The organism is Mucilaginibacter sp. P4_E8 (assembly GCF_056401495.1).
In genome coordinates this window covers 94,043-112,131 of the sequence record NZ_JBFUJG010000011.1, presented here as the reverse complement: position 1 = coordinate 112,131, position 18,089 = coordinate 94,043, and the positions used below count along the sequence as shown (strand labels likewise).

8 protein-coding genes are annotated in these 18,089 nt (G+C 41.6%); 4 read left to right on the top strand and 4 right to left on the bottom strand.

The features are described 5' to 3' along the window. The first annotated feature begins 14 nt into the window (after positions 1-14). From AC1DRQ_RS07140 to AC1DRQ_RS07130, 3 genes are all read left to right on the top strand, one after another. Positions 15-869: a sialate O-acetylesterase gene (locus AC1DRQ_RS07140; protein ID WP_477423207.1), complete on the top strand. Its 855-nt coding sequence runs from the start codon at positions 15-17 to the stop codon at positions 867-869. A gap of 69 nt (positions 870-938) precedes the next feature. Beyond that, a complete protein-coding gene (locus tag AC1DRQ_RS07135) occupies positions 939-2,009 on the top strand; it encodes an endo-1,4-beta-xylanase (protein WP_477423206.1) in 1,071 nt (356 codons plus the stop codon). A gap of 345 nt (positions 2,010-2,354) precedes the next feature. Then, positions 2,355-4,847, top strand: coding sequence for a glycoside hydrolase family 95 protein (locus AC1DRQ_RS07130; RefSeq protein WP_477423205.1), 2,493 nt, complete (start codon positions 2,355-2,357; stop codon positions 4,845-4,847). Positions 4,848-5,046: 199 nt separating this feature from the next. On the opposite strand, the gene AC1DRQ_RS07125 is transcribed toward AC1DRQ_RS07130, so the two are convergent. Beyond that, entirely contained in the window at positions 5,047-6,132 is a 1,086-nt protein-coding gene (locus AC1DRQ_RS07125; RefSeq protein ID WP_477423203.1) for a glycoside hydrolase family 43 protein, read from the bottom strand. A 588-nt stretch (positions 6,133-6,720) separates the two neighbouring features. On the opposite strand from AC1DRQ_RS07125, the gene AC1DRQ_RS07120 reads away from it, so the two are divergent. Beyond that, positions 6,721-8,946, top strand: coding sequence for an FG-GAP-like repeat-containing protein (locus AC1DRQ_RS07120; protein ID WP_477423201.1), 2,226 nt, complete (start codon positions 6,721-6,723; stop codon positions 8,944-8,946). Between the two features lie 145 nt (positions 8,947-9,091). On the opposite strand, the gene AC1DRQ_RS07115 is transcribed toward AC1DRQ_RS07120, so the two are convergent. From AC1DRQ_RS07115 to AC1DRQ_RS07105, 3 genes are all read right to left on the bottom strand, one after another. Then, positions 9,092-12,655, bottom strand: coding sequence for a VCBS repeat-containing protein (locus AC1DRQ_RS07115; protein ID WP_477423199.1), 3,564 nt, complete (start codon positions 12,653-12,655; stop codon positions 9,092-9,094). Positions 12,656-12,718: 63 nt separating this feature from the next. Continuing rightward, on the bottom strand, positions 12,719-14,278 hold the full coding sequence (locus AC1DRQ_RS07110; RefSeq protein ID WP_477423198.1) for a RagB/SusD family nutrient uptake outer membrane protein: 1,560 nt from the start codon (positions 14,276-14,278) through the stop codon (positions 12,719-12,721). A gap of 21 nt (positions 14,279-14,299) precedes the next feature. Continuing rightward, on the bottom strand, positions 14,300-17,467 hold the full coding sequence (locus AC1DRQ_RS07105) for a SusC/RagA family TonB-linked outer membrane protein (RefSeq protein ID WP_477423197.1): 3,168 nt from the start codon (positions 17,465-17,467) through the stop codon (positions 14,300-14,302). Between the last annotated feature and the right edge of the window lie 622 nt (positions 17,468-18,089).

Here is an 18,089-nt window from a genome sequence, read left to right as displayed (position 1 = left end):
GTTCAAACATGAAAATGAAGCTTAGATTAATGGCAGTGACATGCCTCACCTTGCTGAGTCTGAAAAGTTATTCGCAAGACAAGAATTTTTACATATTTATCTGCTTTGGCCAATCAAATATGGAGGGTAATGCAAGAGTTGAAGCCGAGGATACTACCGCTGTTGATAGCAGGTTCCGGATGTTGCAGGCTGTTGATTGTGCAGACAGAGGCCGGATAAAAGATAATTGGTACACGGCCGTACCGCCATTGGCGAGGTGCAAAACGGGCCTAACCCCGGCAGATTATTTCGGCCGGACTTTGGTGGCTAACCTGCCTGAAAAAATAAGGGTTGGTATAATAAATGTCTCTGTCGCCGGTGCCAAAATCGAAGTTTTTGAAAAGGATAGTTATCAATCATATCTTGCAACGGCCCCCGGCTGGATGAAAGGTATAGTTGCTGAATATGGTGGAAATCCATACGCAAGGTTGATAGAACTGGCCAGATTAGCTCAACAGTCCGGTGTGATTAAAGGTGTTTTGCTGCACCAGGGAGAATCGAATCCTAACGATACGCTATGGACAAGAAAAGTAAAGGGAATTTATGATAATTTGATGAGGGATTTAAACCTGAAGCCTAAAAAAGTGCCTTTACTTGCTGGCGAGTTAGTAAATGCTGACCAGGGAGGTGCTTGCGCTATGATGAACAAGATTATTGCAACATTACCTCAAACAGTTGCTAATTCATACGTTATTTCTTCAGCTGGTTGCACCTGCTCCTCCGATCATCTGCATTTTACTGCCGAGGGGTATAGGTTATTAGGAAAACGATATGGCGGGACGATGCTTTCCTTGTTGGGTTACAAGCTTAAAGAAACCATTAAACTTTAACCAGTTAAAGATGAACAAGCTTAGCGATGTACACACAGTTAACATTTTCAATAAAAACATTAATGATCTATGAATTTTTCAACTGTCCATAAAAAAACTGATCGGGGCATCCTGCTCCCGGCAATTGCCTTTATTATTTTATCGTTTGTTCAATGTACACCAAAACATAAGGTGGTTTCATCATTTAAGGCAGGTACTATAGCCGGTCATCCGGATAAGGGTTTAAAAGATTATTATAAAAACTATTTCCCAATTGGTGTAGCGGTTAGTATGGCTTCCTTGCATGGCCCTGATTCTGCATTAATTGTCAAAGAATTTAACAGTATAACGCCCGAGAATGATATGAAAATGGGGCCGATACATCCGTCAGAAGATATTTATAATTGGGAAAATGCCGACAAAATTGTTGATTTTGCAGTGAGCCATCATATTAAAATACGCGGGCACAACTTATGCTGGCACAATCAGGAAGCTGCATGGATGTTTAAGGGGCCAAACGGAGGGCCGGTTACCAAAGAATTGCTGTTACAGCGTTTGAAGGATCATATTTTTGCTGTAGCAGGGAGGTATAGGGGGAAGATTTATGCCTGGGATGTGGTTAACGAGGCAGTTGATGACAGCGATGATACAACGCAGGTATATCGTAAAAGCAACTGGTACAACATATGCAATGGCCCCGATTTTATAGCGGCGGCCTTTAGATATGCGCATGAAGCCGATCCGCAGGCCAAGCTATACTACAATGATTATAACAGCGAACATCCGGTAAAGAGAGAAAAGATATATAAATTGTTAAAAAAATTGATTGAGGAACACGTGCCAATTGATGGGGTGGGCATGCAGGCGCATTGGAAGTTGAATGACCCATCGCCCTACGAATTGCGTAAGGCTTTGGATGAAGTAACTTCGTTAGGTTTAAAGGTACAATTTACCGAATTGGATATTACTATACGCGTACCACAACCAACACCTGCGCCCGGAACAACGCCTCAGACCGCCAAAACGCCGCCGGGAACTGATGCAGGTTATACGCCAGAATTGGAAGCCAGACAAATAGCGCAATACAAAATGGCGTTCGAAATTTTCCGGCAATATAAAAAGTTTATAACAGGCGTTACCTTCTGGAATGTATCTGACTGATACAGTTGGTTAGACGGGAGAGGTGGAGGATTAATGGGCGGAGCGGCCGCAGGCTTAAATACGCCCCGCGTGGTTAAAAAAGCGTATCCTTTATTGTTTGACGAAAACCGGCAACGCAAAAATGCCTACTGGTCTGTAGTGAATTTTTAGTCGTAGCGTTACTGAACAACGTAATCAGGCGGGCCTCCTGCACTTGTGAACCTGATTTCATTGTTTACTGCCAAAAACTATAAGGCTTTAGGTAGGCAGCCTGGGTTTAATAAGCAGGTATTGCTGAAACAGATAATTGATAAAAGTTAATAACAATTGGATACAATGAGGATTGCGTATTACAAACTGAAGTATATGACAGGATTAGTTAATAAAATAGGGTGCCTATGTACTGTGGCATTATTGATCTTTTCATCAGTACAAGCTCAACAAAAAAATTATGCGGGTAAAAAAAACAGCATACCTAATGGCTCCGGGCGATATAAATTATGGTATAATCAACCAGCTAAAAACTGGAATGAGGCCCTTCCTCTTGGAAACGGTTTTATCGGGGGCATGGTGTTTGGCGATGTGAAAAACGAACGTATTCAGCTCAATGAATCAACCATATGGGGAGGAGGTCCCAATAATACAATCGATTCAAATGCAAGGCCATACATTAATCAGGTGAGGCAACTACTCGCAGAGAAAAAGTATGCCGAAGCGCAGGAATTAGCTAACAGTAAACTTGGGCCAAAGGGTAATAGTGGCATGCCATACCAACTGGCAGGGAATTTATACCTCAGCTTTCCTGAAACAGGCACCGTTGGCAACTATTATCGCGATCTGGATATAGCGAATGCCACAGCTACAGTAAAGTATACTTTAAACGGAGTTAACTATAAAAGAGAGTTTTTTACGTCGTTCGGCGCAAACGCGTTCATGGTAAGGCTTACAGCCAATAAGCCGGGTATGATTAGCTGTAAGCTAAAACTTCAAAGCCCTCTTAAATCTTCAGTCGCCATAAATGACGAAAAAACACTGGTTTTATCCGGCGAGGGCAGTGAGCACGAAGGACAAAAAGGACAAATAGAATTTAATGTGCTCACCAGGGTCAAAAATTCTGGAGGCACAACCGTTGCAGATACTTCGGGCATTACTATCGCAAATGCAGATACAGCCGTGATTTATCTTTCGATGGCCACCAATTTTATCAACTATCATGATGTTTCAGCAAATTCCATGCTTCGGGCAGAAAACATTTTAAACAAAGCCTATCAGCACAGTTTCGATGAATTGTTAACCAAAAACATCAGGTATTATAGTTCGTATTTTGACAGGGTTAAACTCGATCTTGGTATAGATAGCGCTGCGAAAAAGCCCACAGACGTCCGTATCCAAAATTTTTCTAATAATAATGATAAACAATTAGCCGAGTTATATTTTCAATACGGTCGCTACCTGTTAATTTGTTCGTCTCAACCGGGATCGCAGCCAGCCAATTTACAGGGCATCTGGAACGGTGAAGTTAAAGGCCCGTGGGATAGTAAGTATACGGTTAACATAAATACCGAAATGAATTACTGGCCAAGTGAGGTAACCCAGTTAGCAGAATTAAGTACTCCGCTTTTTAATATGATCAGCGATTTGTCTGTTACCGGCACACCAACTGCAAAAATAATGTACGGAGCACGTGGATGGGCATTACATCATAATACTGACATTTGGCGCATTACCGGTGTTGTAGACGGCGCTTTCTGGGGTTTGTGGCCAACGTCAAATGCATGGCTTTGCCAACATCTGTGGGAACATTATTTATATTCAGGCGATAAAAAATTCTTAAAGCAATATTACCCGATAATTAAAGGTGCTGCGGAGTACTACATTGATGCCCTTCAAAAAGAGCGTGAACATGGCTGGCTGGTGGTATCACCCTCAGTTTCGCCCGAACACGAATATATCGATGGAAAAAACCAGGTTTCTGTCACTGCCGGTGCCACCATGGATAACCAGTTAGTTTATGGCTTATTTACTGATGCCATAAGAGCTGCAGCCGAATTAAATATTGACAAGGTATTTGCAGACAGCCTCGCCAGCTATCGCAGCCAATTGCCCCCAATGCAAATTGGCAGGTACGGGCAGTTACAGGAGTGGCTGGAGGATCTTGACCGTACAAATGATCATCATCGTCATGTTTCTCATCTATACGGCTTGTTTCCGGGAAATCAGATATCCCCATTTACACAACCGCAACTTTTTGCCGCCGTAAAAAAATCACTTGACTATCGTGGCGATGTCTCCACCGGCTGGTCAATGGCGTGGAAGATCAATCTTTGGGCGCGTTTATTGGATGGCAATCACGCCTACAAGCTTATTAAAGATCAAATAAAGCCCATAAACGGAAGTTCTGGCGGCACTTATCCAAATTTATTTGATGCGCATCCGCCCTTCCAGATCGACGGTAATTTTGGCTGTACTTCCGGGATAGCTGAAATGCTTTTACAAAGCCATGATGGTGCAATTTACCTATTGCCGGCATTGCCTGATGAGTGGAAGGATGGCAGTATATCAGGATTAATGGCAAGAGGTGGTTTTAAAATTGATATAACATGGGCTAACCATAAAATTGTCAAACTGGTGATACATTCCTCGCTTGGTGGAAACTGCCGGCTACGTGTTAATCAACAGATCGGTAGCAAATTGCTAACGGAAGCAAATGGTATAAATAAAAATCACTTTTACCAGGTAATGGATTTAAAAAAGCCGATTGTAAAAAGTGCCGATAAAAATATTATAGCTAAGCTAACAAGATCCTGGATGTACGATTTGCCGACACGCCCCGGCGAAACTGTTATTATTAGCAATTGAAAATCAGGAATTAATAAGCCCAAAAGGCGAAATTAGATTGCGGCAGTCGTAATTTTGAAAAGAATCCAATTAAGGTAACCGTAACCGGTCAAGGTGTGAATTTGATCAGCTTATCCAGGTTAGCGATGGTACGCAAGGTCAAATTTTAAATAACGTAAAATAGCAGCCGCAAAGTTGATCGATGCGACTGCTACGGGTGTTATTTTTTTTCCCCGGCTACTAAGTAAGTATTGATCATTTCTATCTTACCATTACTAAGGTGGCGCAGCTCGGTAACCTTAACATTTCTCAGGTTTGTTTTGCCTGAAAGTTCAGTGTCGTGATAAAATATGCACCATTTATTATTGAATTTAACAATGGAATGATGTGTTGTCCATCCTTGCACAGGTTGCATAAAGTGCCCGGCGTATACAAAAGGCCCAACGGGGCTGGAGCCAATTGCATAGGCAAGAAAGTGCGTGTCCCCGGTAGAATAAGTCAAATAATATTTGCCCATATATTTATGCATCCATGAGCCTTCAAAAAAGCGGCGATCGTGGTCCCCACCCAATAACTGATGTCCGGCGCTATCAATAATCAGCGCATTTTGCACTTTTCCGTCAAATTCCATCATGCTTTTATCCAATTTAACTACCCTGCAGCTTATTGCCGGTCCCTTATCATTATGAAGATCTGTTTTTGAACCATTAGGTTCATATTTTCCGGTTTGCCACCGCTGTAGCTGGCCACCCCAGATACCTCCAAAATACATATAGGCTTTACCGTCATCATCAACAAATACAGCAGGATCAATACTGTAGCTTCCGGTAATAGGATGTGGATTGGCCTTGAACGGCCCTGCAGGGTTATTGGATGTTGCGCATCCTATTTGAAAAACACCATCCTTGTTTTTTGCCGGAAAATACAGATAGTATTTTCCATTCTTATAGGCAGCATCGGGTGCCCATAACTGTTTGCTAACCCATGGAATGTTTTTCATATCCAGGGCGACACCGTGGTCTGTAACTTTTCCGCCTATCCGGTCAAGCGAAAATATATGGTAATCGCGCATTGCAAAATGGTCGCCGTTATCGTTTTCGGGTACACCTGCATCGATGTCATGAGAGGGATAGATGTAAATTTTCCCTTTAAACACATGAGCAGAGGGGTCTGCTGTATAAATATTTTTAATAAGTGGGGGATTAAGATATTTGACTTTATTGGCACTTTTCTGCGCAATTAACGGATTGAATAGGAGGGTTGACACAGCGGTCAGCATAATCATCTTTAAAAACGTCTTCTTCATATTTTCGATTTATTTAATTATTTATCTTTAATTATACCTCAAAATCCTCGGGTCGTTTCTTATCCTGAATTTTAGAACAATTTTACGGGGCGTATACTGCATCAGCTGGAGTTAATTTTTTTTTGTTGTGGGACGAATATAATCCGGTTGAACATCCTACGTACGCACATTTGTATGTATATATACATCATATGTTCAACATATCGGCGTAACACGGTTTATCTGAGTTTTTTATGCAGCGATAAAATTATTATTGGATGAAACTGACAAAGTCCTGATCTTATCGCACAAATTTTGAAGGCATTGTAGGCGTTTGGTATAATAACAATGGGTTATCATATCTGGCTGTCGGGTAGTTAATCGATAGGTTTATTCAGATGTTATATGAATATGTACAAATGTTGTGTTTCGGGCTGCCGTACCCTTTTATATTTGTTAATTGCTTTGTTAGTATTATTATAAGATGTAAGGCTGGTTTAAATTTTAGGTATTTTTTATTATAGCCCAAGTTTATTATTGCGCTGCGTTTATGATACCCGATATTAAGGGGCTGAAAAAGATTCGTTTCCAATTTTAAAATCAATTATCATGTTATCGCGATTTGCAAAAATGATCATGTTTTTTGCTACAGGTATTTGTGGTTTAATACTATCATGTAAGCCACATTCCCCGATGAAAATGGCAGACTTGCTGCAACAGCTCAAAAAGCGAAATTATAATCCCCAAAACATCTTTAGCTCCGATGCCCGGCTTGCCGCCTGCGATTCGCTGTTAAAGGTTGATTCGCCAAACTATGATGTTCAATTGTTGTCAAAAAAAGCTTTGTTTGAATTACAGGAAGGTCATGAACAAGAGGCTATTGATATATATTCAAAAATTTCAAAACTGCCCCGTTATATGAACCCCGTAAATATAATGCCTGATCAGGCTGTCGCCTATATGCGTTTAGGTGAACGTGCCAATTGCATGCTTAGCCACAACGGCTCATCATGCATATTTCCTATTAAAGGAGCTGGCATACATCAAGCTCAAACAGGATCGCAGCAAGCAATTGAAACACTGGAAAATATCTTGAAAAGTAATGCTCACGATGCCCAGTCCCGATGGCTGTTAAATATAGCTTATATGACATTAGGTCGTTATCCAACACAAGTTCCTGCCCAATATTTGATCCCTAATTTAAATGCCGACGACGGGCAGTACAAAGTGAAGCCATTTACAGATGTAGCAGCAAACGTTGGTATTAATCTGAATAGCAGGGCAGGCGGCTCCATAGCCGAGGATTTTGACAGTGACGGTTATATAGACATTATTACCACAGGGATGGATCTTCAGGATCACATGCATTATTTTCATAACAATGGAGACGGTACTTTTAGCGACCGCACAGGTCAAAGTGGCTTGCAAGACGTGGTAGGCGGCCTTAATATTGAACAAACCGATTATAACAACGATGGCCATCCTGATATTTTTATAATGCGGGGAGGCTGGCTTAGGGACGGTTTTGGCAACCAGCCAAGTTCGTTACTTAAAAACAACGGCCATGGTGGGTTTACCGACGTAACCATCGCAGCCGGCCTGAAATTTATGCATCCTACGCAAACTGCAGTATGGAACGATTTTAATAACGATGGCTGGCTTGATGTTTTTATCGGGATGGAAAGTCATGGTGGGGCCGATCCTAAGAATAACCATCCATCGGCACTTTACATAAATAACCATGACGGTACTTTTAAAGAAATGGCTCAAAAAGCGCATTGCCGGATCAACGATTTTGTAAAGGGTGTAACGGCTGCGGATTACAATAACGACGGCTGGCCTGACATTTTTGTTTCTACAATGAGTGGAAGAAAATATTTGCTGAAAAATAAATGTAATGGGGGAAAAGATGTAGATTTTGAAGATGTTACAAAAAAAGCGGGCATTAATATCACACAAAATACATTTACTACCTGGTTCTATGATTACAACAACGATGGATGGCCTGATATTTTGGTTGGCAGTTACAATTTTACCACAACCCTGGGTTATTATGCTGCGTTGGAGGCTTTGGGCACACCTGTAACAGATAATGGCAATATTTTTCTTTTTAAAAACAACCGCGATGGTACGTTTACAAATGTAACCCGTGAGGTAGGGCTGAACAAGGTAGTGTTTAGCATGGGAGGTAATTTTGGTGATATTGATAATGATGGCTATCCTGATATTTATTTTGGTACTGGCAATCCGGATTTTGGATCGCTTATACCGAATAAGCTTTTCCGGAATATAGGGGGCAAAAAGTTTGCCGATGTAACCAGTTCGTCACGTACCGGCAATTTGCAAAAAGGCCATGGTGTATCGTTTGCCGATTTTAGGAATAACGGCCTGCAGGATATTTTCATCGAAATGGGCGGCGCTTATATAGGTGATGCCTACAAAAGCGCATTATACCTTAATCCCGGCCAAAATAGTAATAATTGGATAGGGTTGAAGCTGATTGGTAAAAAGTCAAACAGGTGTGCTATCGGGTCAAGAATCAAGGTCACTTTTACAGAAAATGGTTTACAAAGAAATGTGTTTAAGGATGTAAATTCCGGCGGAAGCTTTGGCTCATCTCCTCTGCGGCAGGAAATAGGCGTAGGACAGGCCAGTATCATCGACGATATCGAAATCCGGTGGGCAGGCAGCGGCACAGTGCAGCATCTTAAAAAAATAACGCCTAACCAGTTCCTGGAAATAGCAGAAGATGGCAAGGTAACACCACTTAGCTTGAAGGTACTTAAATTTAACACGGGTGAGCCGGCGATGTCGATGAAGATGGCTGATATGTAAAGGCTAAAGATGTTAAGTATTGTATATAGAAAAGTGCAAATCTAAATTCCCATGCAGGGTGTCATGGCCGATGATTTAGATTTGCACTGATAAGAACCGATTATTAGAAACAGCCAATCGAGAATTATCCAAAAACAATATTTAATTAAAATTTGACAAGCCTGGTTATTCCTGAATTATTTTTTATTGATACCTGTGCTACCTTATCATTGATGAGGATAAATCTGGAGGATTGGGAAATAAACGAACTGCCATAATAAAATTCTTGTTTGGTATGACTGCCGTTTTTATAAGTGACAACAGCGCTTTGATCTGTATCATCTATTTTTAACATAGATACGTTAGCATTTAATTGAAAAATCCGGAGCGGCCCTAAGTGCTCGCTTGCCGCCATGAGATAATTATTGTTTGCTCCCCTTAATTTTACGAGCGCCTTTCCATCGCCAGGTAAGTATATTCCGCTGCGTGTAATTGATAAAGGGGCAAACTCACCTTTGCCGTTACCTTTTAGCAACAAACCATTTAAGGCATCGTATCTGCCAATTGAAACATCAGTGCTAAAATCATTTCCATTAATCAATAAATCGAGATTACCGTCTGCATCAAAATCGTCGGCCACCATCCCATTTAATGCTGAAACCTGCGCTTCAAGAGGTAGAGGAACTATCGTAAATTTACCTTCGCCATCGTTTTTAAAATAGCACGACCTTAACTCTGTAGCCTTAAGCCGCAGCGCATTTTTCATTTGGTCAGCACTCAGTAAATCCTGCATGGTAGCCTCCGCATACGAATGATAATTAGTGAATTTTGCACGTAAAGTTATCATTTGCTTAACGGCATCGTCCCTTACATTTGCAGGATATTCCCGTTTAACGTCATCCTTTCCTGGAAGGAACAATGATGGAAATGCGTCAAACCGGTTTCTTTTGTCGAAGTCACTTGCTGTAATAAAGGCCGGGAATTCGGCGCTGGCCTGATAAAGGGTATTCAAGCCTACATTGCCAACTATGTAATCCATTCTGCCTGTATGCCTGAAATCACCTGCAATTATTGAGGTCCACCATCCGGGTTTGTCGCCAACGCCAGTTTTTGCTGTAACATTTGCATATCTTCCGCCTAAGTTTTTCAAGAAAGTTATTGGCATCCATTCTCCTGCTAATATCAGATCTGTTTTACCATCGTTGTCGAAATCACTAAAAATGGCATCACATATCAACCCTATCTTTTTCAGATCGGGAGCAACTTCATTGGTCACATCAGTGAATCTCACCTTCCCATTTTTTGTGTCGTTTCTTAAAATATAGCTATTTACCGGTTCAGGGTATCTCCATGGTTCCACGCGCCCTGAAATAAAAAGATCTAATTTGCCGTCGTTGTTGTAATCAAAAGCTCTTACACATAACTTACTTTTAAAACATACCGGTAACGCATCCTTTGCAAGCGTAAAATAGCCTTTGCCATCATTAATATATAAGCGGTCCTGGTATGCCGGATCATTTGCCGGGGTTTTATAACCACTACCGGTAATTAATACATCAGGAAATTTATCACCGTTTGAATCAAAAATGAGAATTCCCCCATCAAGATAGGGGTGATCATACTTCTTTCCTTCCAAAAGGCCTCGTTGTATAAATGTGCCGTTCTTTTGCTGAAAAAAGACCTGGGCCGGCTCGGTCAAATTTCCACCAACAACGATATCATCTAAGCCATCGCTGTTCATATCGCCGATGGATAGCGCAGGATTGTATTCTGAAAGCTTATGTGGCAAAAGCTTTTGAATATTAAAATCTGTATAATCCGTGTCGCGATGAATGTATTTAACCGCGCTTTTGCCCGTGATATTTGTAAATAGCGGAGTTTTTGCCTTTAAAGGATTTGCCCAGGTATAGGTTTGATGAGCATTATTAACGTTTGCCAACAAAGTTTGATCTGCATCTACATTTAAAAATGTTTGCCTGTATTCGTTCGGCCACTTAACAACTACCGAGTCTATGGTTTTGCATTCGCCTAACCCAAAATGTGCAATAGGTTGAATACTGGTAAGGTAGCCCCTGTAAGGGTTGTTTTCGTAAACCTGATGTAAACCGTGCTGGTAATATACATCAACAAAAGTTCCGATTCCCTCACGGTTCTGATTGGGCCCTTCAAACTTTATGTTGAGGTAATGATGCACATTTTTTTTATCCTCCCCGGCAGTGTTTTTATAAATTAGCGCTTCATCATTGATATTATTAATGACGAGATCCATTGCGCCGTCATTATTTAGGTCGACATATACGGCACCATTTGAAAAGGAGGGAATACCCAAACCCCAATCCATGCTCACATCCCTAAACTGCAAACCGCCATGATTGCGAAATGCATAATTATGAATTTTGACTGACGGTATCTGACTAAGAATTTCTTTTTTTGGCGCAACTAAAAATGCATTGGACCTATAAGCGATAAAATCATGATCTGTAACGTCGCGAGGATAACCGTTCGTAACTATAATATCGCGGTAACCGTCATTGTCAAAATCCGTTACCATCGGTGTCCAGCTCCAGTCTGTTTGAGCCACACCACTTAAAAAGCCAATTTCGCTAAAGACAGGATGCCCCAGCTGGTTATTTTCTTCAACAGACGGCCCTTGATTTAGCTGAAGTGTATTTCGAACATATTGATATTGATAACCATAGTGGTCAAAGTTTTGAATAGTTGTATAGCTGCTGGGGCCCGACATCATTTTTTTTCGGAAATTATCAGCAGGATTCATATCCAGTTCAACTATATCGGCCAGTCCATCGTTGTTTATGTCCTCAATATCCTGACCCATAGCATTGAAAGAGGTATGCTTAAAATACGCTTTCGACTTGTCGGTAAAAGTGCCGTCATGATTGTTGATGTACAATATATTATTCGACAGAAAATCGTTTGTAACATATATGTCTTTCCAGCCGTCGAGGTTAATATCAGCAATAGTTGCCGCATGTCCGTATCCCTCTATTTTGATCCCTGCGGCTAATGATACATCTTTAAACACCGGGTGTTTAAGTTTCGGGTCCCAATCGTTCCGATATAATCGTCCCATGCTTCTGCCGGTGCCGTTGATATTAATAGGCCTGAACTGGTTCGGGAACTCAGCAGGGTTTGGCTCATTAACAGTCAGGTACATATCAAGGTCGCCGTCATTATCATAATCGAAAAAGCTGGCCATCGTAGAAAATAACTGACTATCAAGGCCGTATTCCTTCGCTTCTTCTTTAAATATGGGCACACCATTTGCGTTAACCCCTTGGTTTATATACAATAAATTTTGCCTCTTTCGCGGCTCGTTTGCAAAAGAATTACATACGTATATATCGGGCAACCCATCGTTATTGATATCAATTACAGCAGCACCGCGGCCCCAACGGGCTTTGCCATCTACTCCTGCCCAAGCGGTAACATCCTCAAACCTGAAATTACCTTTGTTAAGATATAGCTTATTCGGTACCATGTTGCCCACAAAATAAATATCCGGTAAGCCATCGTTATTAAAATCACCTATGCCAACACCTCCACCATTATATACAGTGGCATTATCGATAGGGTTAATCGAATCGTTTTCTGTAATCAGGTTATTAAACACAATGCCGGAAACAGAAGATGGTATTTGCTCAAATAGCGTATGTTTTTTACAGGAAGAAATTAGTAGGGCTACAGTAAAACCGACAAGGAGGATTTTCATAATTTAACATTAATAAAAGCAGGCGGCTTACGGGCCGCCTGCTTTAAGAATTGGTTTAATAAATTAATAGCCGGGATTTTGGTGCCCAGTAACAAGAGGGTTATTATCCAACTCGGCTTGAGGTATAGGTAATAACTCGTCTCTGTTAGGGTGGAATGAAGCAATCGGCTCTGTAGCGAAATATCCTTTTTTGCGCCACCTTAAAATGTCGATGTTACGCACTTCTTCATCGCCTAATTCCACCATTTTTTCGTGCATGATGGCCTTAACCACGTCGCTTTTGGAAGCGACCGGAAATTGAGTTGTTGGATAAGGGGGCATGGCAACATCTGGCCTTGCACGTACCATATTAAGGTATGCTACGGCTCCGGCTATGTCGCCCGTTTCATTAGCACACTCAGCAAGGTTAAGTAAAACTTCTGAATAGCGTAGAATACGTTGGTTGTTACCGCCGGGGTGGAAGCCTGCAGTACTTGCACTTTCCTGGTATATGATCATAAATTTACGCCAGCTAATCTTTTTGGTAACGCCGTTCAACACCGAAGAATTACCGTTTTGATCGGCATCAGTTAAAGTGCTTTGGTCATTGTTATATACGTCGCCGGTCTGATAAACGCTATATGAAAAACGGGGATCTGTTTTTGCCGCACCTGTAGCTTTGTTTTCAAATTCATTCAGGTATTTGTTTGAAGGAATAAGGTTTCTCCATGCAACAGGGCAGTATTCCTGATTTCTAACTGTTGACTGCTCTTCAGTTGCGCTTTCGCCTCCCCAGTTGTAACCATTAGTTCCTTTATCCACAAATACAACTTCAAAAATTGATTCATTGTTAAATTCGGTGGCTAACTCAAAATTATCAAGATAACGTGCAGTTAATGAATAGCCATCGGCTCCGCTGGTAGGTATCTTAAGGAGCGCGGCCTTAGCATCAGCATAATTACCTTGTTGCATTAACACCCTGCCCAGCATTGCATTGGCGGCAGATGCCGTGGCCCGTCCCTTGTCGGTAGCTGATTTTCCGGGCAATACTGCTGCGGCATCTTTAAGATCCTGAATTATCTGCGCATAAACGGCGGTAACATCGGCGCGTGGTTTAAAGTCGGTAGGGCTTTTAGGAACTGATGTTACCAGCGGCACACCGCCCCACATGCTAACCAGGTCGAAATAAGCCCAGGCACGTAGAAATTTCGCCTCGCCCACTGATTTTTTCGCGTCTGCTACGTCATCTGTAACATTTGGTGCATTATCTGTTACAACATTTGCACGAAAAATTACCGTGTACCAGCCATTCCATACAGAATTCATCACAGAGTTTGTAGGATCGTCAGTATTGTTGAGCAGTTGGAGCCTTGGAGCTTCTAATTGTCCGCCGCCTGGCGCTACCTCGTCGCTCCTTGTATCATGCAGGTAATACCACTCCCGGGATACGAGGTTGTTTTGATGCATAACCGCATAGATGGCGTTAACGCCCGACTTTAATTGCGCTGCCGTTTTATAATAGTTATCTGTAGTAAGGTTGTTGGGATCAGATGTATTTAGCGCTGTTTTTTTACAGGACAATACAATCACCGTTATCGTTAGTAAGATAATGGTTGACAATAAATAAATTTTTTTATGTTTCATAATATATCAATTTAATGATTGTTAAAATGTTGCCTGTAAACCTACCTGGAACACCCTTGGCGAAGGATATTGACCATAGTCTATACCGTTTGTAAGCGTTCCGTTTTTAGAGCCGACCTCAGGATCAAGCCCGGTGTACTTTGTAATAGTGAACAGGTTTGTTGATGATAAATAGATCCTCACTTTGCTTACTAAATTGTTACTGGCCGTTTTAAGCCACGGCATTGGCAAATTGTAACCTAACTGGAGGTTTTTCAGACGAAGGTATGAGCCGCTTTCGACCCAGCGGGATGATGGCCTTACATTCGAGTTCGGGTCTCCTGAAATAGCCCTCGGGATATCGGTATTTGTATTGGTGGGAGTCCAGGCGTTTAGCACCTTAACATCTGAGTTAAACAACCTTGACATACCTTGAGCGATGATTTTTTCGGCGTTGAATATTTTATTGCCATATACTCCCTGGAAAAATAAAGCAAGATCGAAGTTCTTGAAACTGGCAGAATAATTTAAAGAATAGGTGAATTTAGGGAGGTAACTGCCCAGGTTAACCCTGTCATTAGCATCAATTACATGATCATTATTAACGTCCTTAAATTTCAGATCGCCCGGTGCTGCACCTGTTTGAGTTGCATGACTGCTTACATCAGATGCATTTTGGAATATGCCTTCCACCACATAGCCGTAGAAATACTGGATAGATTGACCAACCGAGGTGTTGGTAAGTGGCCCGCCACCACCAAAATCTGCATCGCCGCCTGCAGTTATCGTGCCGTTTGCCGCTCCTGTTAATGAGGTAACTTTATTTCTTGCTAAACCAAACACGGCTGATACATCATATTTAAAATCGCCGGTTGTTTTATGGTAACCTGCGGTCAACTCAAGACCAGTATTTTGCATGGAGCCAACATTGGCCAAGGGGGCGCCAACACCTTCGCTGGGTGGTATCGGTACAGTTAAGATCAGGTCATCAGTTTTTCTTTTATAAACCTCGGCCGATAGCGTAAATGCATTTTGGAATAAGCCCAGGTCAAAACCTATGTTTGTTGATTTTGTTATTTCCCAATGAAGGAAATAGTTACTTAAGGCGCTATAAAAAGATCCGTTACCTGAGTTATTACCCGTTGCCAGGTTGCCAAACGGGTATGTTGTGCCACCCGCAGAAACATTGGAAACGTAAGGGTAATTTCCCAATACGGTTCCGTTTATCCCGGTAACGCCGTAACCGCCCCGTATTTTTAATTCGCTTACCGATTTAACGTTTTTCATAAAACTTTCCTGATCAACTTTCCAGCCCACTGATACTGCAGGGAAGTTTTCATATTTGTGGCCGGGAGCCCAAACCGACAATCCATCGCGGCGTATCGAGCCGGAAATTAAATATTTCCCCTCAAAATCATATCCAACCCGGCCTACTAACGAATGCAGAACATTAGTACCATAAGTGTAATTGGTAGTTGTATTTGTAGCATTGTTTAGTGTGCGTATAATGTTGTTGTTTTGATTGCCAAAAGAGTTTTGACTGTCGCTGCGGTTGGTTTGCACTTCGTAAACTGCCAATGCCGAAACGTGATGTTTGCTGGCGAAGGTGTGATCGAAAGTTAATTGTTGTGTGTACAACGTAGTTGTGCCGGTGCCTGTATTTTCGGTTATTGATGCAAGCGGGTTGCTTGATGTACCGCCATCGTTATATATTGGGGTATATTGCTCTTGCCTGTTTGTTCCATAATCAATGCCGTAAGTAGAATTGAATTTTAGCCATGGGGTAAACTTTACTGTTAAATAAGCGTTACCGCGGATTCCAATACCATAATTGCGGTTTTCGTTAATTAGTGCCTGTTCTATCGGATTTACCGGGTCGGCGCCGTCAAAACTGCTTTGAGGACCAAAAAAACCACCGGCATTGTTTGGATTGTAAATAGGTAAGTATGGCTGCATCCTTATTACATTGGTAATGGGTGTTCTATTGCCTGGAGGAATCCCAAAGCGTTGGCGGGTTACCGAAGCATTGAATGTTTCGCCGATTGTAATAAACTTATTCAGATTATGATCAGAATTCATTCGGAAGCTTTTACGGCTGAAATTAGTTCCAACGGTAATACCATCCTGATCAAAGTAACTGGCAGATGTAAATATGCGTGAATTCTCATTCCCGCCGCTTAATGAAACAGCATGTTGCTGCACAACTCCTTTTTTGAAATAAGCATCCTGCCAGTCTGTATTGGTTTGGGCGAAGGTTTGTGAAGAACCCGCATAAATAGGCTGATTAAAGTTTGCCTGTTGTAAACGCGGTGGTATGCCAATACCGGCGGCTCCGTTCAAAGCCCTTTCATATTGTAAATATTGGCTTGTATTGAGAAGGTCATACTTTTTAGTAACTTCCTGAAATCCCGCATAGGAATCGAAGCTTAACACAACTTTACCACTGGAACCCTTCTTGGTTGTGATGATGATAACGCCGTTGGTTGCTCGTGAACCGTAAATCGCCGCGGCGCTCGCGTCCTTGAGTACATCAACTGATTGTATATCTCTTGGATCAAGACTGCCGATAGAACCGGGAAAACCATCAATAATATATAATGGATCAGATCCGTAACCTACAGAACTTACACCCCGTATCTGTACAATTGGCGCGGTACCCGGCGAACCATTGTTGGTAACCGTTAAACCTGCCACCCGGCCTTGTAAGGCCTGATCAACACCGCCAACAGGTAAAGCTGATATTGTTTTGCCGCTCACGGACGAAACCGCGCCCGTTACGTTGGCACGCTTTTGTGTTCCATAACCTACAACAACTACTTCGTTTAATGATTTAGAATCACTTCTTAACGATACATTAATCACCGATTTGCCTGAAACAGAAACTTCTTTTGACGCGTAGCCTACAAAACTGAAAACGAGTACCGCCTGGTCGTTAGGTACTTCAATGCGGAACGCGCCATTGTTGTCGGTTCCAACCACCGTTGTGGTGCCTTTTAAGGTAACAGTTACACCTGGTAATGCTGAACCGTTTTCATCGGTTACTTTACCCGTTATGACCTTGCTTATGACTGATTTGATTACATCAGGGTCTGCATGCCGCAAATGAGCCGGGTCATTAGCCGCAAACGTGGAATTTATAATAGTAATGCATATAAATACTATTATAACCGTCATTCTCATGAAAGTGCTTAGTAAATATTTTTTTTTCATATTGTGGTTTATTAATTGAAAACATTGGTTGAGAAATTGGTAAGGTTCAGCACTTATATTAAACAGGTCTTTGCATTGGGTAATGGTTAGGTGATAGATGAATTAACTCATCTGGAATAATAAACCATACGGTTTGAAGAAGACTTCATTTGTTTTAATAAAGAGCGGTTTACTTAATTGGTTGCTTAACCGGTAGCTTGTATCAGGTTCGGATTTATTAGTTATAGAATCCATAATATTGATACCGATGTAGTTTACTGCGGGCCACGATCTGTAACCGGCGAAACAAGTTCTCTTGGTTTATTCTTTCATAATATATCTCATAAAGGGTTGCAATCGATTGTAGAGCCGGGCCGGTTTGTACTTCCCTGAATACGACTAACCATAGTATACAGGTCGAATCAAGCCTTAATAAAACTTAAATCGAAATCTTGACAGAACTTGCCGGTCGGCTTTATTGGTTATAATTTAGCAGCTACCTGACTTAGAATTGTAGCAGCTTTGCAAGCGTAAAATTACTTTTGAAGCAGATTCAGGTAACCAATTTTTTACCATAAAAACACAACATTTGTCAACTTACACCATATTCATGATCAACCGCCGTCGCCGCAGAGGTAAAAAC